General features: G+C 33.2%; 22 protein-coding genes and 3 pseudogenes. 5 read left to right on the forward strand and 20 right to left on the reverse strand.

Annotated features, from left to right (window positions below; translation table 11 throughout):
- Positions 1–169: 169 nt before the first annotated feature.
- Positions 170–1321 carry a serine hydrolase domain-containing protein gene (locus HMPREF2818_RS08960; RefSeq protein WP_000251785.1) on the reverse strand — a complete coding sequence of 384 codons (1152 nt, stop codon included), beginning with the start codon at positions 1319–1321 and terminating at the stop codon, positions 170–172.
- Between the two features lie 60 nt (positions 1322–1381).
- Positions 1382–1651 carry a hypothetical protein gene (locus tag HMPREF2818_RS08965; protein ID WP_000254085.1) on the reverse strand — a complete coding sequence of 90 codons (270 nt, stop codon included), beginning with the start codon at positions 1649–1651 and terminating at the stop codon, positions 1382–1384.
- On the opposite strand from HMPREF2818_RS08965, the pseudogene HMPREF2818_RS10380 reads away from it, so the two are divergent.
- Positions 1601–1915 (forward strand): annotated as a pseudogene (locus HMPREF2818_RS10380) (transposase); the annotation flags it as partial. The gene HMPREF2818_RS08965 and the pseudogene HMPREF2818_RS10380 sit on opposite strands and share 51 nt — an antisense overlap.
- A 1080-nt stretch (positions 1916–2995) precedes the next feature.
- Here HMPREF2818_RS10380 and HMPREF2818_RS10235 read toward each other — a convergent pair.
- The 6 genes and pseudogenes from HMPREF2818_RS10235 to aroA all read right to left on the reverse strand — a co-directional run bounded on the left by HMPREF2818_RS10235 (position 2996) and on the right by aroA (position 8950).
- A complete protein-coding gene (locus tag HMPREF2818_RS10235) occupies positions 2996–3172 on the reverse strand; it encodes a hypothetical protein (protein ID WP_000557949.1) in 177 nt (58 codons plus the stop codon).
- 484 nt (positions 3173–3656) lie between these two features.
- Positions 3657–4032: pseudogene (locus HMPREF2818_RS10385) on the reverse strand (CHAP domain-containing protein); the annotation flags it as partial.
- A 237-nt stretch (positions 4033–4269) separates the two neighbouring features.
- Entirely contained in the window at positions 4270–5631 is a 1362-nt protein-coding gene (gene rlmD / locus HMPREF2818_RS08980; RefSeq protein ID WP_000902666.1) for a 23S rRNA (uracil(1939)-C(5))-methyltransferase RlmD, read from the reverse strand.
- A 100-nt stretch (positions 5632–5731) separates the two neighbouring features.
- The gene (locus HMPREF2818_RS08985) at positions 5732–7105 is read right to left on the reverse strand and encodes an LCP family protein (protein WP_000089333.1); all 1374 of its coding nucleotides are present in this window, start codon (positions 7103–7105) and stop codon (positions 5732–5734) included.
- 56 nt (positions 7106–7161) lie between these two features.
- Positions 7162–7674, reverse strand: coding sequence for a shikimate kinase (locus HMPREF2818_RS08990; RefSeq protein ID WP_001127191.1), 513 nt, complete (start codon positions 7672–7674; stop codon positions 7162–7164).
- Entirely contained in the window at positions 7667–8950 is a 1284-nt protein-coding gene (aroA, locus tag HMPREF2818_RS08995; RefSeq protein ID WP_000772014.1) for a 3-phosphoshikimate 1-carboxyvinyltransferase, read from the reverse strand. The genes HMPREF2818_RS08990 and aroA overlap by 8 nt, the downstream gene beginning before the upstream one ends.
- A gap of 228 nt (positions 8951–9178) precedes the next feature.
- Here aroA and HMPREF2818_RS09000 point away from each other — a divergent pair, with 228 nt between their 5' ends.
- Positions 9179–10243, forward strand: coding sequence for a DNA/RNA non-specific endonuclease (locus HMPREF2818_RS09000; protein ID WP_000823931.1), 1065 nt, complete (start codon positions 9179–9181; stop codon positions 10241–10243).
- A gap of 107 nt (positions 10244–10350) precedes the next feature.
- Here HMPREF2818_RS09000 and eno read toward each other — a convergent pair whose 3' ends face one another.
- Positions 10351–11658 (reverse strand): surface-displayed alpha-enolase, encoded by a 1308-nt coding sequence (gene eno / locus HMPREF2818_RS09005; RefSeq protein WP_000022836.1) that lies wholly within the window; start codon positions 11656–11658, stop codon positions 10351–10353.
- Between the two features lie 197 nt (positions 11659–11855).
- Between eno and HMPREF2818_RS09010 the strand changes: the two genes are divergently transcribed.
- Together HMPREF2818_RS09010 and HMPREF2818_RS09015 are read left to right on the forward strand one after the other, a co-directional pair.
- Positions 11856–12311, forward strand: coding sequence for a YueI family protein (locus tag HMPREF2818_RS09010; protein WP_000137373.1), 456 nt, complete (start codon positions 11856–11858; stop codon positions 12309–12311).
- A 12-nt stretch (positions 12312–12323) separates the two neighbouring features.
- The gene (locus HMPREF2818_RS09015; RefSeq protein WP_000409124.1) at positions 12324–12809 is read left to right on the forward strand and encodes an NUDIX hydrolase; all 486 of its coding nucleotides are present in this window, start codon (positions 12324–12326) and stop codon (positions 12807–12809) included.
- 20 nt (positions 12810–12829) lie between these two features.
- Here the strand turns inward: HMPREF2818_RS09015 and serB are convergent, their stop codons facing one another.
- The 7 genes from serB to HMPREF2818_RS09045 form a co-directional block, all read right to left on the reverse strand.
- A complete protein-coding gene (gene serB / locus HMPREF2818_RS09020) occupies positions 12830–13471 on the reverse strand; it encodes a phosphoserine phosphatase SerB (protein WP_000589685.1) in 642 nt (213 codons plus the stop codon).
- Between the two features lie 93 nt (positions 13472–13564).
- A complete protein-coding gene (gene ezrA, locus HMPREF2818_RS09025; protein ID WP_000094341.1) occupies positions 13565–15289 on the reverse strand; it encodes a septation ring formation regulator EzrA in 1725 nt (574 codons plus the stop codon).
- 93 nt (positions 15290–15382) lie between these two features.
- Positions 15383–17335, reverse strand: a complete 1953-nt coding sequence (gene gyrB, locus HMPREF2818_RS09030; RefSeq protein ID WP_000134193.1) for a DNA topoisomerase (ATP-hydrolyzing) subunit B — start codon at positions 17333–17335, stop codon at positions 15383–15385.
- Complete coding sequence (locus tag HMPREF2818_RS09035) at positions 17336–17896, reverse strand: HAD-IA family hydrolase (RefSeq protein ID WP_001106189.1); 561 nt, start codon at positions 17894–17896, stop codon at positions 17336–17338.
- A gap of 118 nt (positions 17897–18014) precedes the next feature.
- Positions 18015–19220 (reverse strand): FtsW/RodA/SpoVE family cell cycle protein, encoded by a 1206-nt coding sequence (locus tag HMPREF2818_RS09040; protein WP_000078930.1) that lies wholly within the window; start codon positions 19218–19220, stop codon positions 18015–18017.
- A 424-nt stretch (positions 19221–19644) separates the two neighbouring features.
- Positions 19645–19833, reverse strand: coding sequence for a competence regulator inhibitor paratox (locus HMPREF2818_RS10060; protein WP_000027835.1), 189 nt, complete (start codon positions 19831–19833; stop codon positions 19645–19647).
- A gap of 41 nt (positions 19834–19874) precedes the next feature.
- Positions 19875–20075, reverse strand: coding sequence for a CsbD family protein (locus HMPREF2818_RS09045; RefSeq protein WP_000076708.1), 201 nt, complete (start codon positions 20073–20075; stop codon positions 19875–19877).
- 177 nt (positions 20076–20252) lie between these two features.
- Between HMPREF2818_RS09045 and HMPREF2818_RS09050 the strand changes: the two are divergent.
- Positions 20253–20900: pseudogene (locus tag HMPREF2818_RS09050) on the forward strand (IS3 family transposase); the annotation flags it as partial.
- 51 nt (positions 20901–20951) lie between these two features.
- On the opposite strand, the gene HMPREF2818_RS09055 reads toward HMPREF2818_RS09050, so the two are convergent.
- The 4 genes from HMPREF2818_RS09055 to HMPREF2818_RS09070 all read right to left on the reverse strand — a co-directional run bounded on the left by HMPREF2818_RS09055 (position 20952) and on the right by HMPREF2818_RS09070 (position 25050).
- Positions 20952–22271, reverse strand: coding sequence for a sensor histidine kinase (locus HMPREF2818_RS09055; RefSeq protein ID WP_000734169.1), 1320 nt, complete (start codon positions 22269–22271; stop codon positions 20952–20954).
- Entirely contained in the window at positions 22268–22921 is a 654-nt protein-coding gene (locus tag HMPREF2818_RS09060; protein WP_000699093.1) for a response regulator transcription factor, read from the reverse strand. Before HMPREF2818_RS09060 ends, HMPREF2818_RS09055 begins: the two co-directional genes overlap by 4 nt.
- Before the next feature lie 96 nt (positions 22922–23017).
- Positions 23018–24394, reverse strand: coding sequence for an ABC transporter permease (locus HMPREF2818_RS09065; RefSeq protein ID WP_000594351.1), 1377 nt, complete (start codon positions 24392–24394; stop codon positions 23018–23020).
- Complete coding sequence (locus HMPREF2818_RS09070) at positions 24394–25050, reverse strand: ABC transporter ATP-binding protein (RefSeq protein WP_000353149.1); 657 nt, start codon at positions 25048–25050, stop codon at positions 24394–24396. The genes HMPREF2818_RS09065 and HMPREF2818_RS09070 overlap by 1 nt, the downstream gene beginning before the upstream one ends.
- Between the last annotated feature and the right edge of the window lie 3 nt (positions 25051–25053).

Consider the following 25053-nt stretch of genomic DNA (forward strand, 5'->3'; position numbering starts at 1 on the left):
TATAGCTTAAATCAGCTCGACAGTTAGATTATTAAACTATAATAATGATTAACAGCTATTTATTATAGCACAATTAAAAATTCAATGCAAACGTTTTCTTAGATGGTGTTACTGCTTAATATTGAATAAAAAAGAAGGCCAACTTAGCCTTCTTTTTTATTCATGTGATTTAGTGACGTTTCTTATACCTTCTTTTCCTAAACGAATGACGTATTAAAAGCATTAAAAAGAAAGAAAATACAAAGTAAAAGACTAAGTGGAAAATCTTATTAAGGAACATAAATTTTTGATAATATTCAAATGCTTTTGGTGCCACGTGACTAGCATCACTATAGACTTTGTTATTCATAAAAAGCACCATTGTATCATGCGTCTTTAGATCTGCATAACCAAAACTTGAATACTGGAAAAAGGCCCCATTAGAATTAACTATACGACCATGCATGTAAAGCCCACCATAATAATGTGATATCGCATCATTTTGATGTTTGGTATATTCATCCGTTGGGAAAAAGTACCCTTTAGAAAAAGACCGCATCAACACCCAAAAGTTCAGCGGAGTTGTGAAAAAATCTCCAGCTCCATATGCTGTGGATACTTGATTAAAGATATTAATTTTATTTAACTTGCCGTTCTTTCGCATTGGGCTAACTAAGTCATGATTAACAACTGATTGGTAACTTTGGATATCATCTAATCGCAAAGGATTTTTTATCACATCATCAACAAGTTCAGCGTAGGTCCTTCCCGTAACTTGAGTGGCTATACCTGTTAGGAAACTAAAGTTGATATTAGAATAATACCACGATTTCTTATTAACAAAGTTATAGTGTTTTAAGCAAAATTGTAATTGTTCTCTCTCATTTTTTAGATAAGGAGACACCTTAACACCTTTTTCTCTTAACCCACTCGTATGGGTCAACAATTGGTGGATGGTAATACTATTACTACCTTTTACTTGGGGAAAGAACTGAGACAATCGGTCGTCTTCACTCAAGACATCTTGATCAATTAATCTTTGGATAATAATTCCTGTCATGAGTTTTTGGAGAGAAGCCATTGGAAATAATTTATTATTTTCAATATCCGTTTCAACTTCCCCACGGTTAATCCCATGCGAGATGGTAATCGGTTTACCAGTATTATCGCTAACAATCATCATTCCATTAACATTATTTTTTCGCATAAAGCGATGCAATAAAATCGGTGTAATATTCCCTTTATTTTCTGGAATAAAAAAGAAACATGCCACTGAAATACCGGTGGCGATTACTGCTATAAGAAAGAGAGATAGGAGCGATTTTAAAAATTTACGTACCATAAATAACCTCCTTAATATCATAACACAGGGCTAAATTATTTCAAAGACATTTTATATATTCTAGCAAAAAATATGTTCGTCGCTAATATTATTTTCAACTCCTATCATTGCTACCTCAATATTTCCTTTTAGATTCTCACTATGATCTTGATAGTTATAACTCTTCTGATAAGTACGGATTCCTAAAAAAACTTGGTAATTCTCTTCAGTCACTTTAGCCTTCTCAAAATTTTCTGTTTCAAGATAAGAAGATATCGCTTCTCTATAAAAAACATTATGAAACTCTATCAACTCCTCCTGCTTTACTTTCAAGAGAAGCAAGCTCACCATTTCTTTACCCTGTTTAAAACACTTTCTCTAGTGTCACTCCAATCTTTTAAACTGTTTTTAGGACATTTTTTAAAGACAGAGATAAGGTTATCAATGTCCTTGAATCGCCTTATTCAAACACCAAACTTGAGCAACCAATAATCTCATCAAAATCATCAAGCACAAACATTTAGCTTTAGAAACTTTGAATATTTTAAAAAGAGAATTCATATCACTTTGAATATCAAAAAGGAGAAAACCAATTTGGTTTTCTCCAGAATATAATTTTTCATCAACCCACTACAGTTGACAAAGAGCCAAAAAACAAGGAATCAATCAAGAAATTTTGATTGATTCCTCGTTTTATGCTTATATGAGATACTTTAAACAAATTTTTTCAATGAGATCCAACTATCTAGTGACTCCTCGATATCCTTTTATATCTCTCACGATAGCTTTGAGGAGTAAGTACTATTCCATTCGTTTTACCTATAATTTCACCAAATGCATACATACCATATCCTATATAACGGCTATCGTTTTAAGAACAATTTATTTATGTTGGCAGAAAATAATAATAGGAAGCAGAAAAATCCAATAATATTCAAGAGAAAAAGTATAGGTGATAGCTCTCTAAAAAAATTTGATATTGAAACTATAAGAAACCCTGTAGATACGATAGTTGAAACAACCTTTTTCTTATCCATATTAATAACCACCCCTTAAAACAATTTCATATCCTATATACTTTGTACGCATAACGAATCCCTCCTAAATTATTTTTTTGTCTGTTGCAACCCTGACAAGTTAGTGTAGCACGAAAAAACGATTATATTCTCAAAATCTTATCTTCTAGCTGCTCAACTTCTTCTTCAATACGAGGGTCTTCATCATTCTTAGTGTTAAATAAAGCGAGATTGGATCAACCAGTGTCACGTTAGCCTCTCCAAGCTATTTATTTTTCTAGTAATCAAAGGGATTGGTTCATAATTCCAAATCTCTAGCCGATGACTTTGAAGGATGTATAGTTGAAGACTTGATTCGAAACTTTTGTATCTTTTCCTTGAAATAGTATAGTCTCCGTATTTTTCCGAATCATCAAGCAAGCCTAGATATGATAAGTCTTTAAAATAAGTCGGTTAAAATAATAGCTCTTGTTTTAATTTTTGAAAATCCTTATCACTTATAATCAACGCTTCTCTAACTGGACTATCTATTAGATCTTTGGACTCTTCAAATATCATATTTTTTGGCTTCGCAAATTGGTAAGATTTCTGTTTATTATGAAGCCATCCACGCTCTTTAAAATTTCTAAAGCAACAATATAAGTTTTAGAATAGAAAGATCGGTTAGCTGACTTACTTCTTACATATCAATGATTAAACCTTTAGTATGTAATAATAAGGTAATCAATAACTTTTGTTCAGTCGGAGACAACCGATTATCAAGTTCAATTTTTTTAGTTAATTTAGAATATAGAAAACCTAATTGTGGGATAAGAGCATTTTCTTGATAGTCAAAATAAGACTTCCCAACATGCATTAACTTCTCCTTCTGCTCATCAGATAGCTTATTAAAAACTAGAGTAATGCCCATTTCAAACTATTTTTAGATAGCTTGAGCTTGTTTGACAAAGTTATCTAAACGACCTGACCTTTTTTCTTTAACCAAAGGGAGGTGGAATCCTAACAGTTAAGATTGAAAATTCATATCGTCGACGAAAAACAATTAGAAGTTCTAGAACTATTAGCTATATTTGAATTTCAAAATGGAAAGCACTTAGGATACTCTTGATTTTTTAAATATCCATATTTAGCTCCTACTATCATTATATTTGCATCTTATCAAACATAATGATAATATGCAAACTTTTCGATAAAATGGACAAATACGATAATAAATATTTCATTTGTTAGTATATCCTCACTTTACTTGGTCATATAAGCAAAATTCATGGTACTATCTGTAGATGTAATGTGACGAAAGATATAGTTCCGTAGCCTATATACGAACCATAACTACTTTCCTAAAAAGAGAGAATAGTACCTTCTTTTGGAACTGTATCAGTTTCACCATCTAGTCTTTCGGCTGTTCCAACCCAATCCTGACCATTTCCCATTGAACTGGTAATGGTAATCTTCTCACCATTTCAACCTTTGAGTTTCAGTCCCACTGATTAATTCGTGCCGCAACTCCCCAAGTACATTTGCTATAAGCATAACCCATGACATCATCACCGCCCGAAATCGAATCATTACGGACACTTTCTAGTGCCTTTGGATCATTCTGGGCGGTTCCCCTTTTGGTTGACTAAAGCTACGATCGACTTGGTAGTACCACCCCGTTGCGCTGGTTTGGTGTTCAATAAGCTTGTCCCCAGAATTCCCCTCCCAATGGATGAGAACTCGTGAATCCTGTTTTTCCATATATATTTTTCCTCCGTAAACTAAAAAAAGAGAACACTCTAAAAATGTTCTCGTAATGCCAGAAATTTATCTGACGTATCTATTTTTTTGTCTACGCAAGCCACTTCAAAACAAACGGTCACGTCAATATGTTTTTTAATACCTTTTTTATGTTAAAATCACTCTTTTCAATAAAGACAAAATGCTTGAAAAAGTGCTTAAAATAAAGGATTTTTACCCTTTGCTTCGTTGTAGCAACGCTACGCACTCCACATGATGTGTCATTGGGAATAAGTCTACTGGTTGAATTTTTACTAAATGATACCCTAATTCTTCAAATAGTTTGATATCACGCGCCATTGTCGCTGAATTACAAGAAATATAAGTGATTTTGTCTGCTTTTGTTTGGGCAGCAGAATATACAAAACTCTCCGTTAATCCTTTTCGTGGTGGATCAACCATTATAACAGTTGGTTTTATACCTTCTTTAAGCCACTTTGCCATTGCATTTTCAGCCGAATCAGCAACATAGGTACTGTTAGTTATCCCATTTCGAGTAGCATTTTCTTTGGCATCACTTACTGCTTTTTCAACAACTTCAACACCATAAACATGTTTTACTTGTTTAGCAACAGATAAGCCAATTGTTCCTATACCTGAATAGGCATCAATAACGATATCCTCTGAGTTTAAATCTGAAAAATCGATTGCTTTTTGGTACAGTTTTTCAGCCATTTCAGTATTAACTTGGTAAAAAGATTGGGCTGATATAGCGTAAGTATTTCCTAACATTTGGTCCTCAATAGTATCAGAACCATATAGAGTACGAAATTCTTTCCCAAAAATAACGTTGCTATTACGATCATTAATATTTTGCATAATTGAAACAACAGAAGGAAAGGCAGACACCAACTTTTCAATCATTTGGTCAATGCGGAATATTTTAGGACGTGTTGTCACCAAAACCAACATTAATTGCCCTGTATAATGTCCTCGACGAACAACGAGATTTCTAATTAAACCAGATTGCTGCTCTTCGTCATATGGTTTAACATCAAATTTTCTTAATAAATCTCGTGTAAAATTAATCAGAGCATCAATCTCTTTTTCCTGAATTAAATAATCTTCAATGGATACCAGAGTATGTGAATTTTTTCTGAAAAAACCTGTCTCTAGCTGTCCATCAACACGACGAACTGGTACCTGAGCTTTATTTCGATATGCCAAAGGGATTGTCATACCAAGAGTAGGTTCTACTAAAACATCAGATATATGAGCAATTTTATAAAGGTTATCAGCTACTTGTTTTTGTTTAAATAACAGCTGTTGTTCATAAGTAAGATGTCCCAAATCAGCAATCCCTGTACGTAAATAGGTATAGTCTAATCCTTCATTTCGGTGAGGAGAAGTCGTTAAATATTCCTCAACTTTTCCATATCCTATACGCTTACGTAATTTCAAGACGCGCATCTGAATAATCTCACCTGGAAGAGCATTTTCAACAAAGAAAACAAAGCCATCTACTTTGGCAATACCCATTCCCTCATGGCTAATGTCGCTAATTTCAGTTTCAATAATATCATTTTTATGTAACATAATTTTCCTTTTATATCTATCATTTGAAGTCTTTAGTTTATACACTAAAGATAAAAATAGAGTGACAATAAATCACTCTATTATATCATAATTAAAAATGTTAACGCAGTCCCATTTTCTTTAGGATCTTTTTGTACTTAGCAAAATCAATTGTTAACCCTTGACCACCATACTGGTCATAATCATCTACCCAATCTCCTTCTCTTGGAATTGTCATTTGCTTAATACCATTTTTAGCATCTGATAAAATTGGAATGCCATCTGTTAGGACAAAGCTATAAGATAAATTACTTGAAGTTAAAGCATAGGCTTTACCGATAGCAGCAGAACCTGTAAAGAGACGACGTGGGTCTTTTATTTGAGAGACAATAGCTCTCATAACTTGTTGTTGACGTTGTGTTCGACCAAAGTCCCCATCATCGTCTTTTCTGAAACGAGCATAATTTAGAAGGGTCCTTCCATCCATATACTGAATCCCAACCTTAATTTTTTGGCTAGGTACAACGCCATTTTTCATCCTTAAATCATCAGGAACTTTAACTGAATCAGCAGATTGTCCACCGACAAGTCCAAATTTAGCATTAATCTTGACACCATTAGGAAACAGTGTATCAATAGCATCTGCAAATGTCTCAAAGTCAACCATAACATAATATTTTATATCAATATCAAAATGATTTTTCAACGTTTGTCGAACATACTCTGCTCCTTTATGATTATCTTGTTCTCCCAAATTAAAAGACGCATTTAATTTCATATCATAGTAACCTTCCGTACTATAATTAGGAATATTGACTAAGAGATCTCGCATAAAACTCACCATCTTAACCTTATTATCCTTGTTACCAACATTAGCAACCATTATGGTATCTGTTCTCGCATCAGTAGATCTCTCGCTGATACGTTTATCACTACCTAAAATTAAGATATTAGTCCCATCAACAGCATCTTTTCCCTTAAAATCTTCAATAATTGCAGGGCTATAATGTGACTTCCCATTATTCACATCACGCATTCCTTTAACAAACATGAAAACCATACCTGATAAAACAATTAGTAATATAATACCTATGAACTTTAGGAAACCCTTAAATTTTTTTTTCTTTCTAGGGGGGGTTATAGCCTTTGGAGGGAAAGGCGCCATAACCTTCACCCTCTGTTTTTCTTTTCTGGCCCTTTGTTTTTTCTTCTTCGGAGCTCTCTCTTCTTGATAAATTGGTAAACCTTGTGAGGTTAGCTGAGGCTCTGAGTAAAAATCGTCATCTTGATAATAAGAATCAGAATAAGGTTCCTCATAATAAGAATTAGTTGGTGGACTTTCTGTCCTTCTCTGTGGTCGTACTGCTGTTTTTTTATAATGAAGGTACTGAAATTCCATCTTTTCACGTTCATTAAGATAATGGATGTTTTTTAAAAGATAGTTATATCGTAGCTCTTCATGATGATTTAGCTGACCGTAATTATTTCTTGACATATTTTCAGGTGATTTACTTTCAATAATAATAGTTCATACTACCAAACTGTGATAACTTAGTTAGATAAATTAACCAGTGACTCTCCAATTACAGTAGCTATTTTTTGTGGTGTAAGATAATCGGTATCAATAATCATATCAGACAAACCACTATAGAGTAACATGCGTTTTTGATAAATATCATAAAATTCTTCTTTTGAATGGTTTAAAAATAATGGTCTTCTATTCTTCTCATCTTTTTTTATACGATGATATAAGATTTCAAAACTTCCTGTTAAAAGAATATTATTATGACGATTTAAAGTTAAAAGACGACGATTTTCTTCAAGGAGTACAATACCTCCTCCACTAGCTATCACAAGTCCTTCATTTTTTTTCTTTAAAAGTTCGTTTAAAAATTGAGATTCTAAAGCACGAAAGGAGGCTTCTCCTTCTTCTGTAAAAAATCGGGAAATTGACATACCAATATGTTTTTCAATCAGACTATCCATATCAATTACTTCATTTTCTAAGCAGTTGGCAACACTAGTCTTGCCAACTCCCATGAATCCCAATAATACCTTAGGCATTAACTAATCCCTCCAAATGTTCTAAAAAGTTAGGATAGCTTGTATTAATAGCTTCTTCACCAGATAAATCTACTTCGCCTTCTTTGACCAAGAGAGCAGCAATAGCTATCATCATTCCTATTCTATGATCTCCATGACAATCAAGTGAAGCAGCGTGAAGAGGGGTATTACCACGTATAATCATACCATCTGCTGTAGCAGTAATATCAGCACCCATCTGTTTTAGCGATTCGACAACGACCTGAATCCGATCTGTCTCTTTCACCTTTAATTCCTGAGCATCTGCTATGACTGTGGTGCCTTGAGCTTGTGTTGCTAAAAGAGCAATAATAGGTAATTCATCAATCAGACGTGGAATCATAGCCCCAGAAATATGAGTAGCTTGTAGATGAGAGTAATCAACTGTAAGGGTTGCTGATTTTACTTGATTATCAACCGAAGATAACTTAATTTTTCCACCCATTTTACTGACGACATCAAGGATTCCAGTTCGTGTCTCGTTTATACCTACGTTTTCTAAAATAATATGACTGTTAGGAATAATAAGACCCGCTACTATCCAAAAGGCAGCACTCGAAATATCACCAGGAACTCTTATATCTTGTCCTACTAAGCTCTGACCGCCATTGAGTCGAATTTCTTTATCTTTAATATCCAAATGTCCACCAAATTGCCGAATCATGTCCTCAGTATGATTCCTTGTTTGCTCTTTTTCTACAATGAGAGATTCTCCCTTAGTTTGTAAAGCCGCAAAAATTAAAGCTGATTTTACTTGTGCAGAAGCTACGGGTAAATGGTAAAAAATAGGTTTTAATTTTTTTGTACCTTGAAGTTTTAATGGTGGTAAATCACGGTTAGTTACTCCCGAAATTCTAGCTCCCATTTTGCTTAAAGGCAATGCTATACGATCCATAGGTCTCTTTGACAAACTATTGTCTCCAACCATCGTCACTTCAAACTCTTGACCAGCTAACACACCTGCTATCAGACGCATTGAAGTACCAGAGTTTCCCATGTCTAAGAGATTATTCGGTTGTGTTAAACCTGCAAATCCTTTGCCATAGATAGTGATTATCTCGCCATCGTCTTCAATTAGAACCCCCATTTGTTTAAAAGCCTCTATAGTTGATAAAACATCCTCGCCTCTTAAGACATCAACAATTCGGGTAACTCCCTGAGATATACTCCCAAAAATAATAGCCCTGTGACTTATTGATTTATCGCCAGGAACACGGATGGTTCCCTTGAGAGTATTTGCATTAGTCAGTAATTTCATGATAACTCCCAAAATCTATTTTGCTATTATTGTATCATAATATATGCTATATTTTGAATTTTTTATTTATACTATAGCTCCTCTATATAGCTGTAACATCTTTTATAAATTAACTTCACATGTCATACATCATTATGTTATAATATTGTTACAAAAATCACATTTTAATTTTCAGAATGCATTTAAAAATAAACAGCTACTATTTTATGTTATTTTAGAGGTTAACAGATGAAAAGAAAACAGTTTATAAAATTAGGAATTGCAACCTTACTAACGGTTATTTCGCTTTACACACCAATAAACCTAGCTACAAATCATACCACAGAAAATATTGTTACTGCTCAAGAGTATAAAACAAAAGAGAATGGTACTTTACCTTTTAAACACAAACGACAATTGGTTTTAGGAGAGTTGGATGACAAAGGTCGTGCCACATTCGCACATATTCAGCTAAAAGTTAAAGATGAACCCAAGAAAAAGAGAGTAAAACGTTTAAAAACAACCCCTGTTGGATGGCACAATTTTAAATTCTATTATAATGATGGTACTCAAAAAGCTTGGCTAATGAGCCGAGGCCGTCTTATTTGCCACCAATTTAGTGGACTAAACAATGAAAGAAAGAATTTAGTTCCAATGACGAATTGGCTAAATACTGGAAACTACAATAGCACGAATTCATCTAACCCTGAGAGCATGCTATTCTATGAAAAACAACTAAAGACTTGGCTTTCGACTCATAAAAACTACTACTTAGATTATAAAGTAACACCAATTTATCAAAATAATGAACTAATTCCAAGAAAAATTGAATTAAAATATGTTGGTATTGATAAGACTGGGAAATTATTACCTATTTTTATCGGAAACAAATCCACTCAAGATCAATTCGGCATCAGCACTGTTACCTTAGAGAATACCTCACCAAATGCTACCATTGACTACCTCAGCGGAAAGGCTCAAAATACTGTCTTATCAGCTAAAGAACAAAGAAAACTTATCGCTAAGCACGAAGAAGAAAAACGACTTGCAGAAAAGAAAGTTGAAGAGGAAAAAGCTGCTGCTGAAACTCAGAAAAAACTGGAAGAAGAACAAGCAAGGCTTGCTGCTGAAGCTCAAAGGAAGCAAAAAGAGGAGCAAGCAAGGCTCGCAGCTGAAACTCAGAAAAAACAAGAAACTCTAGTACAAGAACAAACTAGTCAAGGCTACAAACGTGACTATAGAGGAAGGTGGCATCGTCCAAATGGACAATACGCTTCAAAAGCAGAAATCGCTGCTGCTGGATTGCAATGGTAGAACTGTTTATTATCAAATCAATTCTATTATTATAATGTGTACATAAAAACCATCTTGCATATGCAAGATGGTTTTTATTATATTTTCAACTGTTTAATAATCTGAGACTATTTTTTTAAGTTGTAGAATGATTTGATACCTTTGTATTGAGCAACTTCACCAAGTTGGTCTTCGATACGAAGTAATTGGTTGTATTTAGCAATACGGTCAGTACGTGATAATGAACCTGTTTTAATTTGACCAGCGTTAGTTGCAACTGCGATATCAGCGATTGTTGAATCTTCAGTTTCACCTGAACGGTGTGATACAACTGCAGTGTAACCAGCTTCTTTAGCCATTTCAATAGCTTCGAAAGTTTCTGTCAAAGTACCGATTTGGTTAACTTTGATAAGGATTGAGTTAGCAGCTTCTTCTTTGATACCACGTGCTAAGTAATCAGTATTTGTAACGAAGAAATCGTCACCAACTAATTGTACACGTCCACCAAGGCGTTCTGTAAGAGCTTTCCAACCATCCCAGTCGTTTTCATCCATACCATCTTCAATAGTGATGATTGGGTATTTGTTAACCAACTCTTCAAGGTAATCGATTTGTTCTGCAGCAGTACGAACTGCTCCACCTTCACCTTCGAATTTACTGTAGTCGTATACTTTACGTTCTGCATCGTAGAACTCTGATGAAGCACAGTCAAAACCAATCATGATTCCGTTTTCGCCAGCTTCGTAACCAGCAGCTTCAATAGCTTTAAGAATAGTTTCTACGCCATCTTCAGTACCTTCAAATTTAGGTGCAAATCCACCTTCATCACCAACAGCTGTTTCAAGACCACGTTCTTTAAGGATTTTCTTAAGAGCATGGAATACTTCAGCACCCCAACGAAGTGCTTCTTTGAAAGTTGGTGCACCAACTGGCATAATCATGAATTCTTGGAATGCGATTGGAGCGTCTGAGTGAGAACCACCGTTGATGATGTTCATCATTGGAGTTGGAAGAACTTTAGTGTTGAATCCACCAAGGTAGCTGTAAAGTGGTACTTCAAGGTAATCAGCTGCAGCACGTGCTACGGCAATAGAAACACCAAGAATAGCATTTGCACCTAATTTACCTTTATTAGGAGTTCCGTCAAGAGCGATCATAGCACGGTCGATAGCTTGTTGGTCGCGTACATCATAACCAATGATTGCTTCTGCAATAACGTTATTTACATTGTCAACAGCTTTTTGTGTTCCAAGACCACTGTAACGAGACTTGTCGCCGTCGCGAAGTTCAACTGCTTCGTGTTCACCAGTAGAAGCTCCTGAAGGAACCATACCACGTCCGAAAGCACCTGATTCTGTATAAACTTCTACTTCAAGTGTTGGGTTACCGCGTGAGTCAAGGACTTCGCGTGCGTAAACATCAGTAATAATTGACATTACAATACTCTCCTTATGAGTTTTAATTTTTTACATATTCATAATATCATAATCTTTAGTTAATAACAAGGAAAAACCCAGTGAAACCGCTTTATTACGTGGTTTTTGATAAAAAAATCACTAATTCTTTTCAAGTTTACCTGTGCTAATGCAACCCATTTAGGTTATAATAAAATTAGCAAATTCAAGGAGAAATTATGACTGAACTTGACAATAAAATCCTACAAAAAGCAAGCGGTGAAAATCGTCTTGATCCTGATCAACAACGTTACTACCTTGGTACTTATAAAGAAAGAGTTGTGCTCCACTTAAGTTTAAAAGAGGCACAAGAAGAAAAGTTTCAACTTGCTATAACATCTGCTCTTAATAATCTGATACTTGAATATCCTAATCTTAGTTTAAAATTATCACCAAATCTCCCTACTGATGTTCAAATGTTCTACATGAAGTTAGCTAACCGTCTATCACTAGCTGCTACGATTGTTAATGAAGCAAATGCCAATTCTCCATTTGGTATTATTATACATAGTGATAAGGCTGAAAACGTTGAATGGAACGATTTTGAGACACAATTCCCTGATTTATTCAATTCACCAAAAAAAGAGGAGTCTCCTAAAAAAAGTCTATGGCAACATTTCTTTAGTCAAAAATAACAAGGAGGTCTAATGGAAATTTGGGATGCTTATGACCAATATGGGTTCATTACAGGTCTTACACTTAATAGGGATCAAAATATCCCACAAGGCTTATTCCACTTAGTTGTTGATGTTATCCTTTTTCATGAGGATGGTGACGTATTGATGATGAAACGGCACCCTAAAAAGAAAGCTTTTCCTGCTTATTTCGAAGCCACCGCTGGCGGATCTGCCCTTAAAGGAGAAAATGCTAAGCAAGCTATTCTAAGGGAACTCAAAGAAGAAACTGGTATCGTTCCTCAATGTCTAACCTTTCTTAATAGAGAGTGGTTCTCTGAGCGTTCTTACTTTGTAGACCATTTTATCGCAAAATACAATGGTGCAAAAGATATAATTACATTGCAAGAAGGAGAGACCGTTGACTATATCTGGTTAAAACCAGAATATATTGATTTATTTTTATCTAAAAACAAATTAATACCCTCTCAAATAAAACTCTTAAAATCCTTAATCTAAAAACTAGGCTTAATAAAGGCCTAGTTTTCATTTGCATCAATAATATCAAATACCTTAAGCAAATTTTTTTCATTAATCTGATACGCAGCTTCTTCTCTGACAATTGGTTTTGCACAAAAAGCAATTCCTACCCCAGCGGATTTGATCATTGGTAAATCATTGGCACCATCTCCCATTGCGATGGTTTGTGAAAGGTCTAAGTGATTTTCAGAAGCCCACTCTTTTAACTTTATTTTTTTCACTTCTTTAGTGACAATCTCTCCCTCAACTTCGCCAGTGAGAAAACCACCTTTGACACCAAGACGATTCGCTTTGACATAATCAACTTGTAATTGCTTAGCTAAGATATCAATCGTCTCGTGAAAACCTCCTGATACAAGACCAACTTTCATCTGACGCTTGTGACACTCTTTAATCAATTCATAAGCCCCTGGAGTAAAATGTATTGAGGATAATATATCTGTCAAAATAGTAACAGGCAAACCTTTAAGTAGCGCTACTCTTTTCTTCAAAGCTTCTTCAAAATCTAACTCGCCACGCATTGCAGCGTCAGTCAGTGCAGCAACCTGTTTCCCCACCCCTGCTTCAATAGCTAATAAATCAATAGCTTCTTCCATTATTAAGGTTGAATCAACGTCCATGACTAACAAACCTTTAATCATTTAAAACCTCCAAAACTTTTTTACTATTGTACCTTAAAATTAGCACCTTTCATAGATAGCAATTAAAAAAAGAAGAGTACTAACTCTTCTTTTTTAGAAACGAATACGTTCTTGTGTCTTTTCATAAGACGTCACAAAACGGTCAGTTACACCTGGTTCCACAGTCTCAAGTGCGTATGAAATTTCATCGAAAGATGCTTTATAGTTATGTTCAACTTCAAATAAGTACAAAGCTTGTTCAAAGCTCTTTTGCACATTTTGTTCAAAACTACGATAACGGTTTGAATACTGTAGTAACTGCTCTGTGAGAGTCGCATCTTGAACAACTAGATATGTAGCTTGCTCTAAATTAGCGATAGCATTTGTAGTCACATCATTTAAACGTGAAACAGCCTCAATATCAATACGACCGCGACTGAGTTCATTAATAAGTGCCTCAATTTGAGAACTTGTTGTAAAGAAAGTGCTTAAGAAGTCTTGCGGGATTCCTGGAAGATTGCGTTTTTCCATGAAACGTTTAATCATATGGAGCTTGTTAACATACTTATCCATATTTTGGCGTGCTCGTGTCTCAACGCTTTCAATAGTTTTAACGGCTTCAAAAACTTCCATTTGATTTTCTTCAACAGTAGTCAATGTTTTCAACGTACGCTCAAATAAAATTTGTAGATGAGTATAAGGTGAAGCTTCTTGACCAAAATTTTCTACAGAAGGTAAAACCTTTGTTTCAATTTCTTCCAAATCATTTGTGAAGGAACGTAAACTTAAGCTTTCATTTTCATTTAAGATATATTTAGCAGATAATCGTTTGATTTCATGCCCCAGTTGTTCATTGTTAGATTTTGCATGAGCAAGGAATTGAGGAATAATTTTACTATCCTTATGAGCTACTTTATAAGCAGCAATCTCACGTTCAAAAATATCATAAAGTTTATCAATTTTTTCTTGAATATGTTCATTTTCATCGCGAGCACGATCTAGATCCAAACTAACTAAACCATCTGAATTCGAACGAATAGCCTCACGAACTTCTTGAAAACGTTGTTCAATATCCTTTTCAGGGAAATGGTAGTTTTCCTCTAAAAGACGACGATATCCTGTCTCCAAATCATCTAACTGATCTGGAAAATCGTCTTCTAATTTAGCAACAATAGCTGGAATTTGTTCTGTAATTTGCCCTAAAGCAATCGTATGCTCCTCTGCTTTATTCAAAACTTCAGAAGCTTCAATCGGGTCACCAGTTGAGTTTAAGGTCACAAAATGTGAAAATTCAGCCTCGATATTTTTCAACTGCTTTTCAATTTCTGGCATGGTTGTCCCGTAATTATCTTCTTTTTCAGAAATTGATTTTTGAAGTGTTTCGTATAGGTCCAAAGCATGTGTTACACGGGCACTATTTTTCTCTTCTTGCTCTTTTAAAACTTCTAAAGCTTCACGAATCGAAACAATATCTTCTTCTATAATAGTTAGCTGACTATCAACATTATCAATCTCGTGCTTAGCACGCACAAAATTAAATGAATCATTAAGATTTTCAGCTTCAACTAAATGAAAATCAATATCTTTAAATGAATTAGTTGATAAATCAGTCCATTTTTGGTTCCATTCTCTAAAAGTTGATTGACTTTGGCCAATCAAATGAAGCAATTTGACTTGCTCAATCTCCTCTTGCACAGGAAGGTCAACTAACTCTTGTTTTCTAGTTTCTAAGTTTGCAATTAATGTATCATTACGTTTTCTTATTACGACGCCGACTACGTAGGCAATAATCACAAGCAGGACTATAGCCACAAGCAGCAATATGATTCCGCTCGACATTCAACTCTCCTTATAATGGTCTAATTTTCTAAAAATCTACTATAACGTTAAGATTATAGCATACTTGAACTGTTTTTCAAAGCTATCTTTGGACTAGATATCTAAGTTACTATAAACAGCATTAGCTTCAATGAATTCACGTCGTGGTTCTACTCGATCTCCCATTAGCATATCGAAAATCTTATCTGCTTCTGCTGCATCATCAACTGAGACACGTGCCATCAAGCGGTTTTCAGGATCCATTGTTGTTTCCCAAAGTTGATGGTCATCCATCTCACCTAGACCTTTGTAACGTTGTACAGTAGGTTTTGAACGTCCTGAACTATAGGTATCTAGAGCTTGACGTAATTCCTCTTCTTGATTGACCCCTGGCTGAATATAAGCTTTAATCTCACTTCCTACTTTGACACCATAGATTGGTGGTTGAGCGATATAAACATATCCTGCTTCCAAAACAGGTCGCATAAAACGATAAATCAGAGTTAAAAGTAAAGTTCTGATGTGAGCTCCATCAACATCGGCATCAGTCATAATGACTAATTTTTGATATCTGACTTTTGATACATCAAAATCTGCACCAAATCCAGTTCCCATAGCTGTGAAGAGACTTCGGATTTCTTCGTTTGCTAAAATTTTATCCATTGTAGCTTTTTCAACGTTTAGAATCTTACCCCTAATCGGTAAAATTGCTTGAAACTCACGATTACGTCCTGATTTTGCAGACCCTCCCGCAGAATCTCCCTCCACTATAAAAAGTTCATTCATCTCAGCATTATTAGATGAGCAATCAGCCAGTTTCCCAGGTAAGTTTGAAATCTCTAAGCCTGACTTTTTACGTGTTACTTCACGCGCCCGTTTTGCTGCAATACGGGCTTTAGATGCCAAAATTCCTTTTTCAACAATCTTCTTAGCTACTTGTGGATTTTCTAATAGGAATCGATTGAATGCTTCGCTAAAGAGACGATTTGTAATTTTAACAACTTCAGAATTTCCAAGTTTTGTTTTAGTTTGTCCTTCAAATTGTGGATTTGGATGTTTAACAGATATAACTGCTGTTAAACCTTCACGAACATCTTCTCCAGTTAAATTATCTTCATTTTCTTTGAGAATCTTATTCTTTTTAGCGTAATCATTAATCACACGTGTCAAGGCAGTACGAAATCCTTGTTCGTGCGTTCCTCCTTCATGAGTGTGGATGTTATTTGCAAAACTCATAACAGTCTCTTGATATCCAGTAGTATACTGCATTGCTACTTCAACTGAAATACCATCTAATTCACCGTCAGTATAAATAGGATTTTCAAAAATCACTTCTTTGTTCTCATTGATAAACTCAACGTATGAACCTATACCACCTTCATAGTGATATTCTTTTTCAACTTCTTGACCTTCTCGCTTGTCTGAAATGGAGATTCTTAGTCCACGATTTAAAAAAGCTAATTCCTGAATACGTTTGGCTAATTTATCAAAATCAAATACAGTGGTTTCAGTGAAAATTTCTGGGTCAGGCGTAAAGTGAACTGTTGTTCCTGATAAGTCAGTATCACCGATAATTTCAAGATCATTAACAACAACACCGCGTTGGTATTCTTGATAATGAATCTTGCCATTTTTATAAACCTTGACATCTAATTGTGTTGACAATGCATTAACAACAGATGACCCTACACCATGTAAGCCACCAGAAACCTTGTATCCGCCACCACCAAATTTACCACCGGCATGGAGAACTGTAAAAACTGTCTCTACAGCTGGTCTTCCAGTTTTTTCTTGGATATCTACCGGAATACCGCGACCATCATCAACAACTGTAATAGAATTATCTGGTTCAATGTAAACTTTAATATGTCCTGCAAATCCAGCTAAGGCTTCATCAATTGAGTTATCAACAATTTCCCATACAAGGTGATGAAGCCCTTCTTTCGAAGTCGAACCGATATACATGCCTGGACGCATGCGAACAGCTTCTAAACCTTCTAATACTTGAATCTGACTTGCGTCATATTCTTGAGCACGTTGTTCCATATTCTTTGTTTCTTCTGTCATTTACTCTATTATCTCCATCAATGATTTTGACCCATCGACTAATAAGGTATCAAAACCAGCCGATTCTCCTGCTTGCTTATCTATATCACGATCGCCTATTACTAAACAATTATCAATTTGGTATTTTTCTTTCAAATAAAGCATACTCTCGGGACTAGGTTTCCTTGAAAAGCCGTTATCAGCAGTCACTACTTCTGTAAAATAGTCAATAATTTCTGTTTTTTCCAGAATAACTATAACTTGATTATCACGATGAGACACCAAAAAATTACGACTACCTTGTCTTTGAATTTTCGCTAAAAGTTCTTTTGCCCCTTGGAATAGAATTGGTGTTTCCAAAACCTTAGCTTCATTAGCCTTATACTCTTTTAAAAAATCAGCTTCTTCAGGGATAAAATATGCAATTGCATCTGCTGTTGACTCTTTTAATTTTTGATACACACTATCGTGGTCTGCTTGATATCCAAATTCTTTCAAAGTCTCTACAAAAGCACGTGTGGAACTTTCGTAATTATCAAGTAGTGTACCACCCAAATCCCAAATATAATCATGATAATTCATACCCTTTATTATATCATATTATTACGATTTTTTATAGCTACCACCTTACTTAATTAACTCACTCCTCTAAAATATTTCGATTATTAAAAGGCTGGATTATCTTTCCAACCTTTTTTTGTTATATACTACGATACTTCAAATGTGATCCATTAGCCTTGGCCTGACGAACTGTATTTTGATAAGACATGGATAAGACCAATCCAATTCCAATAAGATTACTTAGTAATGAACTTCCACCTTGCGAAATAAACGGAAGTGGGATTCCTGTTAGAGGTAATATACCAACTGCTGCACCAATATTTTCAAAAACATGGAAAACAATCATCATGATAAAACCAGTTGATATAAAAGTATAAAATTGATTATTAGATTCAATGGTGATCCTTAACATACGGTAAATGATAATGAGATATAACCCTAAAACAATCGCCGAACCAATGAAGCCAAAATTCTCAGCAATGACAGTAAAAATCATGTCACTTTCACGAACAGGAACCGAGAGCTCTAAAATATTAAAACCTTTACCTGTTAACCCGCCACTTCCAATTGATACCATACCCTGTGTTTGTTGATAAGCAATTGAGTCTGCAAAACTAAATGGATCAATCCAAGCAGATAAACGGTTGATTTGATATGTATCCATCCCCAAATTATAAAACCATTCCTTGCCGTTTGGTGAGATAAAAATCATCAAAAAGCTAGCTATAAAAAGAACGATAGTAGATAAAATTGGCAAGATTATCCACCAAGATATGCCCGATAAAAGGATTAAACCTGACAAAATGGCAAGGAAAACTAATGCTGTTCCTAAATCTTTTTGTAACATTAGAAGAATCATCACTGGCAATGTAACCAAACCAAACAATCCTAGCAACTTCCAATCATCTTGAAAAGTTTTGCGATTTTTCTGATGAAAACTAACAGTTATTCGAGATAACATTAAAATATAGGAAATCTTCATAAACTCTGACGGTTGAAACAAAGTTACCGAGCCAATGGTCACCCAATTTTTAGCACCTGTTGCCGCAAAAAGCTGTGGACTATAAAAAATTAAGGGAAGAACCATTAGGGTTAGTCCTAAAGCATACAGATAGGGCGTGGCTTTCCATAAAAATTCAGTACTGAAAAGCATAACGACAAATGCAATAATACACCCCATAATAATCCAAGACACCTGCTGAAACATCGCGATATAGATATTAGAAGGATAATCATTCATCGTTGCAACATAAATTGAGGCTAAACCAATCATTAATAAAAAAAATACTGGTATCACAACAGCATAATCAATTTGCCCTTTAAAATAGTTTGATTTTTGTGACATAGGACTTCCTTTTTTATTCATGGTAATTATTATAACATTTTTTCAGAATCTGACTTATATTTTTTGCAATAAAAAATGCAACTCAAATCATTATGAGTTGCAAATATTAGGAGATTGTTCTTCATCAGTAAAACAAAGAACATGAAAAGAAAAGTTTATTTAGGATATTTAAAGTATACAAAGTTCACCTTAAACAAAACTTAAATAATCTTATTTAAGTTTTGTTATTTTCTCAACACTAGTCTAAAGAATAAAATCCTTCCTAACATCTCAAAAAAGGTTTTAATATGTCCCCTGCCAACTTCTCTACCATTAAAATAGGATATATTAAAGGTTAAAATACACGATACATCCATAATAAAAAGCATATTTTTTTATTTTATTCTATTTTAAAATACTTTTTGGGGCGAATTTTGGTCCGTTATTATGATAACTTCCTCAGTACATCAAGCACTCTCTCAACTGTAACAACCTCTTCTTCTCTCACTTCTTCGTGTAGTAACACATAATCAAATATCTTTCCGTTTTTACGCACTATCGCTACTGTGTTCCCTGAAATATAGCCTTTATCAATCGCTTCTTTAAACTCATCTATATCTGTTCTGATAGACAAAAAGATAACAAATAACCGCTCGTTAAATGAGCGGTTATTTGTTACTTCAGTTTTTCTTTGACAGCATCTACTGCCCCTTCAACAGCATCTTTAGCATCATCTGCTAGTTCTTTGCCTTTAGCAATTGTTTTTTCGATAAATCCTTTTGCTTCTAACTCTTTATCACCGGTTATTTTGCCAAAGCCTTCTTTAGCACCACCTTTTGCTTGATCTAATTTTGATTTTAGTTTTTCTTGTGACATACTGCACCTCCTTATTATTTTTATTAATCATAACATCTATATCTTTCTTTAGCAAATAAAAACAAGAGTCGCTAGTGTCAGGCGACTCTTGTTTTAGTGATTATCTCATGGTTATGCGAGTATGGATGTATACTATAAAAATAGACAACACTTTGTGTGTTATAACCTGTTTTAAAAGACACAAAAATCTCTGAAGGAAGAATTTACCGTCTGATGAAGGATATGGCGCTCCCTAAAATGGCTACCGTTAAGACAAAAACAGCTCTTAAAAAGACTCAAAAAACGTATCCTCAAAACTTACTCAACCAGAAATTTAATCCTGATAAACCTAATCAAGTATGGTCTACTGACTTCACCTATATTTCTATTGGATATAAGAAATATGTCTATCTCTGCGCAATAATTGATCTCTATTCTAGAAAATATATTGCTTGGAAACTGAGTCATCGTATGGATGCAAAGTTAGCATGTGACACTCTAGAATTAGCTCTTAATAAAAGAAAGATTGAAGGAACACTTCTCTTTCATTCCGACCAAGGGTCACAATTTAAGGCCAGGGAATTTAGAAAAATAATTGATGACAACAATATCATGCATTCTTTTTCTAAACCTAGATATCCTTATGATAATGCCGTAACTGAAGCATTTTTCAAGTATTTAAAGCATAGACAAATCAACCGAAAACATTATCAAAATATCAAACAGGTTCAATTAGACTGCTTTGAATACATTGAGAATTTTTATAACAATTACAACCCACATACGGCTAATCTAGGACTAACCCCTAATCAGAAAGAAGAAAATTATTTTAACGCAATAAAATAACACGGTTTTCTGTCTACTTATTTGACATTAGTCCAATAGTATGATTATTACTCAAGAGATTATTTTTATTTTAAATATAAAATAATTTTCACCATGTAATATTTCATACTTTATATTATACTTATTAAGTATATTCTTTACTATATTTAATCCTAATCCATTACTATTATCCAATTTTAGATCAAAACTAGCATCTAAAATTTTATTTATTTTCGAAATTTTATTTTTATCATATGAGTTTTCTATAAGTAACCAATCATTAGCTATTTTGATATTAATTATTCCATTTCGATTAGTATATTTTACTGCATTGCTAATCAAATTAGAAAATACAATATTTAGTGCCGTTTTTCCTATATAAATATTATAGTCTAATAATTCCTTATTAATATTTATTTTTTTTTGATTTACTAAGATAGAGTATTTTTCTAATACTTCATCTAATGTATCACCAACATTTAAATATTCTTCATCATTATTCAAGTCTTTTATAGAATAAAAAGATAATATTTGCGAGACATTCTTTGTTAAGTTATCTACAATATTAATACACTCACTGATATAAAAGTCTCTATCTTTATATTTTCCGATATTATATTTCATATTCTCAAGTAATATCTTTAGGCTGGAAAGAGGAGTTTTAAGTTCGTGGGACGCCCCCTTAAAAAAATCATATTTCAATTTTTCTAACTTTAAAATTTCCTTATTTTTAAATTCCAAATCATTAATTGTATTCAATAAAGCACAATATAAGTCATTGATTTGCTGTTTTAGTTGTCCAATTTCATCATTAGAACTAATTTTCAATCTTGTTTCTTTGTCAAGTTTTATCATTTTATCAGTAACCATAGTTATTTCTTGTATATTGTTTTTTATAGATTTAGCATAAATTAAAGAAATAACAATGGAAAAAAGAAATGATATCGATAAAGAATATGGTAAAAACTTAAGGCTCAAGTCTTTCGCGTCTTTTTGCATATCAGCTGTTGAAACAAATTGAAGATGTATTTTTTTGCCATCATGAAGTTTAATTTCCCTTTCTTCAATTATTAAAGAATTACTATCACTTTTTACATTAACATTTATATTATCATTTATTTGTAATTCATTTTTGTTATTATTTTTTTTTATAAATACCTTTATGTCACTACTTTTAGAATAAAGCTCCAAAGTTTGGTCTAAATATTTTAACTCTTTTCCATTCATATTTTTAGAAATTTCATCTGCCATAATGTGGATTTTTACTTTCCTCGTCTCCAAATATGTTTTAGGAAAGATAAAAAAGAATAATGAATGAACTAATATAATTAGTATTCCAAGAATAGAAAATATTTGTATGAACATTTTTGGGAATATTTTTAATTTCTTCATTTTCTCTCCAATTTATATCCTACATTTCTTATAGTAGTTATACAGTCTAATTGTAATTTTTTTCTAAGTTCTTTTATATATACATCTACTACTCGATCATAAGGGATCTCTTCGCTATCCTTCCAGACATAATCAATAATTTGCATTCTTGTTAAAACTTGTCCATCATTATCCAATAAACATTTTAGTATTTCGAGTTCTTTTGCATTTACATCTATTTTTTCATCATTTATTTTAGCTGTATAACTATTAAAATTTACCGAAAGATTCTTATATTCAAACTTCTCTAAATGTCCAAAATTCTTCTTAATTAAAGAATCTATTCTAGCCTTTAAAACAGGCAATGAAAATGGTTTTTCTACATATCCATCTACTAAATTAGTAAATGCATCAATTTTATATTCTTCATCACTAAATGCAGTCAAAATTAGAATTGGTAAATTGCTTTTCTTTCTAATTTCTTTCAACACTTCTAATCCATTTATAAAAGGTATCTGAATGTCTAAGATAACCAAGTTTATATCACTATTAAATTTTGACAAGGCTTCCCTTCCATCTTTAGCCTGAATAACAGTATATCCAAATTCTGAAAGGTATTCACTTATTCCCTCTCTTATCAACTTATCATCTTCAACAGTTAATATTTTCATAGATACCTCCATTTAAATCTATACATAATATTATACAGTATATTATTTGATTTTTATAAGTCAAAAAACATTCGGTGATATAAATCACCGAAAATTTTAATTATTATCAATTAATAACTCTTTTGGATTCTTTCTTAATGTATAAATTGAAGAAAGAATCAATGATACAAGAAGTACAAAACTCATAAATATAACTACATAAATTATGAATTTAGGTAATACATTTATATCTAAACCTGAAAGAGTCTTGTTGAATCCTTCAGCTTCTGCCCCCCCGCCTAATTGACTAGATGCAGATTGTCTAGCTATTTGTTTAGCTATATCGCCAGTAACTTTATTCAATATATTATTCCCTAGCTTATCAGCTGTATATTGAGCTAAGAAATAAGATCCAAGAAGTGCGGGAATGGATATAAATACCATCTCGATTATAAATTGACCAAAAATTTCTAATTTAGATATACCTAATGATAGTAATACTGCTATTTCTTTCTTTCTGGCATTCATCCATAAGAAAAGTAATAATGAAACTACAACTCCTGCAAATATTAATGAGCCAACAAATAATTTGTTTGAAATAGAATAGATACCGGATATAGATTGTTGCAGCGCAGGATAATTTGATGAACTTTTAATCAAATTATATTCTCTCCAATTTATATCTAGTTTCCCAAGATCTTTTATTACACTATCAAGATTCTTATCACCTTTTACAAAGAATGTTGCATCTTGGTATACGGCTGTATCTTCTGTATTACCATAAACTTTAGCAGCTGAATGAACGTCAGTGATTAGTGTATTTTCGTATAGTTCTTGTGCTGCACTTACCCCACCGCTATTATGACCATCAAATAAACCTTTAATTTCTACTTCTACAGTTTCATTTGCAACTTTTTCATTGTCAGCATCAAACAAATTAGATTTTATTTTTATTTTATCTCCAACTTTGAGATTGTTTTTTTTTGCCAAATCTTTATGCATTAAAATTTTATTTTTATCTTTATTTTCTAAATGCTTTCCTTCTACTAACTTATATGCTTCTGATACAAATTTTGTTTCTTTTGCTGAGTCATTAACCCCTGTTAACATAACTGTTCTCTTAAAATTCTTTGCTCTTTCAGGTGATTGATTTGCAAGTGTATCTTGAGTTTCAATTATATCATGATCAACTAGGTCTGCGACGCTGTTTATTCTTTTTACATAGGAGTCTATACTGTTTGTTTGAGATATCTTTTTAATATCTTCACCTTTTACATTTCCTCCACCCCTAGGTGTTCCTGGATTTACTTGTCTATTTATTTCCATAGAAAAACTGTTTGTTATATTAGCAAATGTTTCCTTAGAAGCTCTATCTGTGGCATCTTTAATAGATAAACTAATGATGCTTAAAGTTGCCATTGATAGAATAACTAATATAATAATTAATGATTTTAAGCTTTTTCTAGTTACATAAGCAAATGCATTTTTTATCATTATTCAACCTCCAAATTCATTTTATTTACTTTTTTCAACTTTTTACCACTTAGTTCTAAAATGATATCCGCAGAATCTGCTACTTCCTTACTATGTGTTACAACTATTACACATTTATTTCTATCTTGAGCTAATTCCTTTAATATATTAATTATTTCTCCAGCAGTAACACTGTCTAGGTTACCGGTAGGCTCATCAGCTAGTATTATTGGGGCATCTGATACCAGTGCCCTAGCAATAGCTACCCTTTGTTGCTGACCACCAGATAATTTCATAACATTTCTTTTTATTTGTTTTTTATCTAAACCTAATTCGAACAAGATACTCTCATCTACTGATTTATTTACTAGTCTAATATTTTCAATCGGCGATAAATAATCTATTAAATTATAATTTTGAAATACCAAAGATATATTATTTTTTCTGTGATTACTATATCCTTTCTTTTCTATATCTTCATTCTTAAACAAGATTTTTCCTGTTTGAACTTTATCAAGTCCTGCAAGTAAGGAAAGAAGTGTGGATTTTCCTGTTCCTGACTTCCCTACTATCGCATAAAACTTTCCAAGTTCAAATTTTTGATTTACTCCTGACAAAACTTTTTCTTTAGAATTTGCGTAACTGTAATTTACATTCTTTATTTCTAATATATCCATTAT

This window comes from Streptococcus sp. HMSC076H09 (assembly GCF_001811765.1).
GTDB classification, from domain to species: Bacteria; Bacillota; Bacilli; order Lactobacillales; family Streptococcaceae; genus Streptococcus; species Streptococcus agalactiae.

Coding starts and splice junctions, on each gene's coding strand:
- HMPREF2818_RS08985 (WP_000089333.1), bottom strand. CDS start 7,105: ATGTCAAGAAATAATTACGGTCAGCTAAATCATCATGAAGAGCTACGA.
- HMPREF2818_RS09070 (WP_000353149.1), bottom strand. CDS start 25,050: ATGGATATATTAGAAATAAAGAATGTAAATTACAGTTACGCAAATTCT.
- HMPREF2818_RS09045 (WP_000076708.1), bottom strand. CDS start 20,075: ATGTCACAAGAAAAACTAAAATCAAAATTAGATCAAGCAAAAGGTGGT.
- HMPREF2818_RS09015 (WP_000409124.1), top strand. CDS start 12,324: ATGGAAATTTGGGATGCTTATGACCAATATGGGTTCATTACAGGTCTT.
- HMPREF2818_RS09060 (WP_000699093.1), bottom strand. CDS start 22,921: ATGAAAATATTAACTGTTGAAGATGATAAGTTGATAAGAGAGGGAATA.
- HMPREF2818_RS08965 (WP_000254085.1), bottom strand. CDS start 1,651: ATGGTGAGCTTGCTTCTCTTGAAAGTAAAGCAGGAGGAGTTGATAGAG.
- HMPREF2818_RS09065 (WP_000594351.1), bottom strand. CDS start 24,394: ATGATAAAAAATGCATTTGCTTATGTAACTAGAAAAAGCTTAAAATCA.
- aroA (WP_000772014.1), bottom strand. CDS start 8,950: ATGAAATTACTGACTAATGCAAATACTCTCAAGGGAACCATCCGTGTT.
- gyrB (WP_000134193.1), bottom strand. CDS start 17,335: ATGACAGAAGAAACAAAGAATATGGAACAACGTGCTCAAGAATATGAC.
- HMPREF2818_RS09000 (WP_000823931.1), top strand. CDS start 9,179: ATGAAAAGAAAACAGTTTATAAAATTAGGAATTGCAACCTTACTAACG.
- HMPREF2818_RS09010 (WP_000137373.1), top strand. CDS start 11,856: ATGACTGAACTTGACAATAAAATCCTACAAAAAGCAAGCGGTGAAAAT.
- rlmD (WP_000902666.1), bottom strand. CDS start 5,631: ATGTTACATAAAAATGATATTATTGAAACTGAAATTAGCGACATTAGC.
- ezrA (WP_000094341.1), bottom strand. CDS start 15,289: ATGTCGAGCGGAATCATATTGCTGCTTGTGGCTATAGTCCTGCTTGTG.
- HMPREF2818_RS10235 (WP_000557949.1), bottom strand. CDS start 3,172: ATGCATGTTGGGAAGTCTTATTTTGACTATCAAGAAAATGCTCTTATC.
- HMPREF2818_RS09040 (WP_000078930.1), bottom strand. CDS start 19,220: ATGTCACAAAAATCAAACTATTTTAAAGGGCAAATTGATTATGCTGTT.
- HMPREF2818_RS09055 (WP_000734169.1), bottom strand. CDS start 22,271: ATGAAGAAATTAAAAATATTCCCAAAAATGTTCATACAAATATTTTCT.
- HMPREF2818_RS08960 (WP_000251785.1), bottom strand. CDS start 1,321: ATGGTACGTAAATTTTTAAAATCGCTCCTATCTCTCTTTCTTATAGCA.
- HMPREF2818_RS08990 (WP_001127191.1), bottom strand. CDS start 7,674: ATGCCTAAGGTATTATTGGGATTCATGGGAGTTGGCAAGACTAGTGTT.
- HMPREF2818_RS09035 (WP_001106189.1), bottom strand. CDS start 17,896: ATGAATTATCATGATTATATTTGGGATTTGGGTGGTACACTACTTGAT.
- eno (WP_000022836.1), bottom strand. CDS start 11,658: ATGTCAATTATTACTGATGTTTACGCACGCGAAGTCCTTGACTCACGC.
- serB (WP_000589685.1), bottom strand. CDS start 13,471: ATGATTAAAGGTTTGTTAGTCATGGACGTTGATTCAACCTTAATAATG.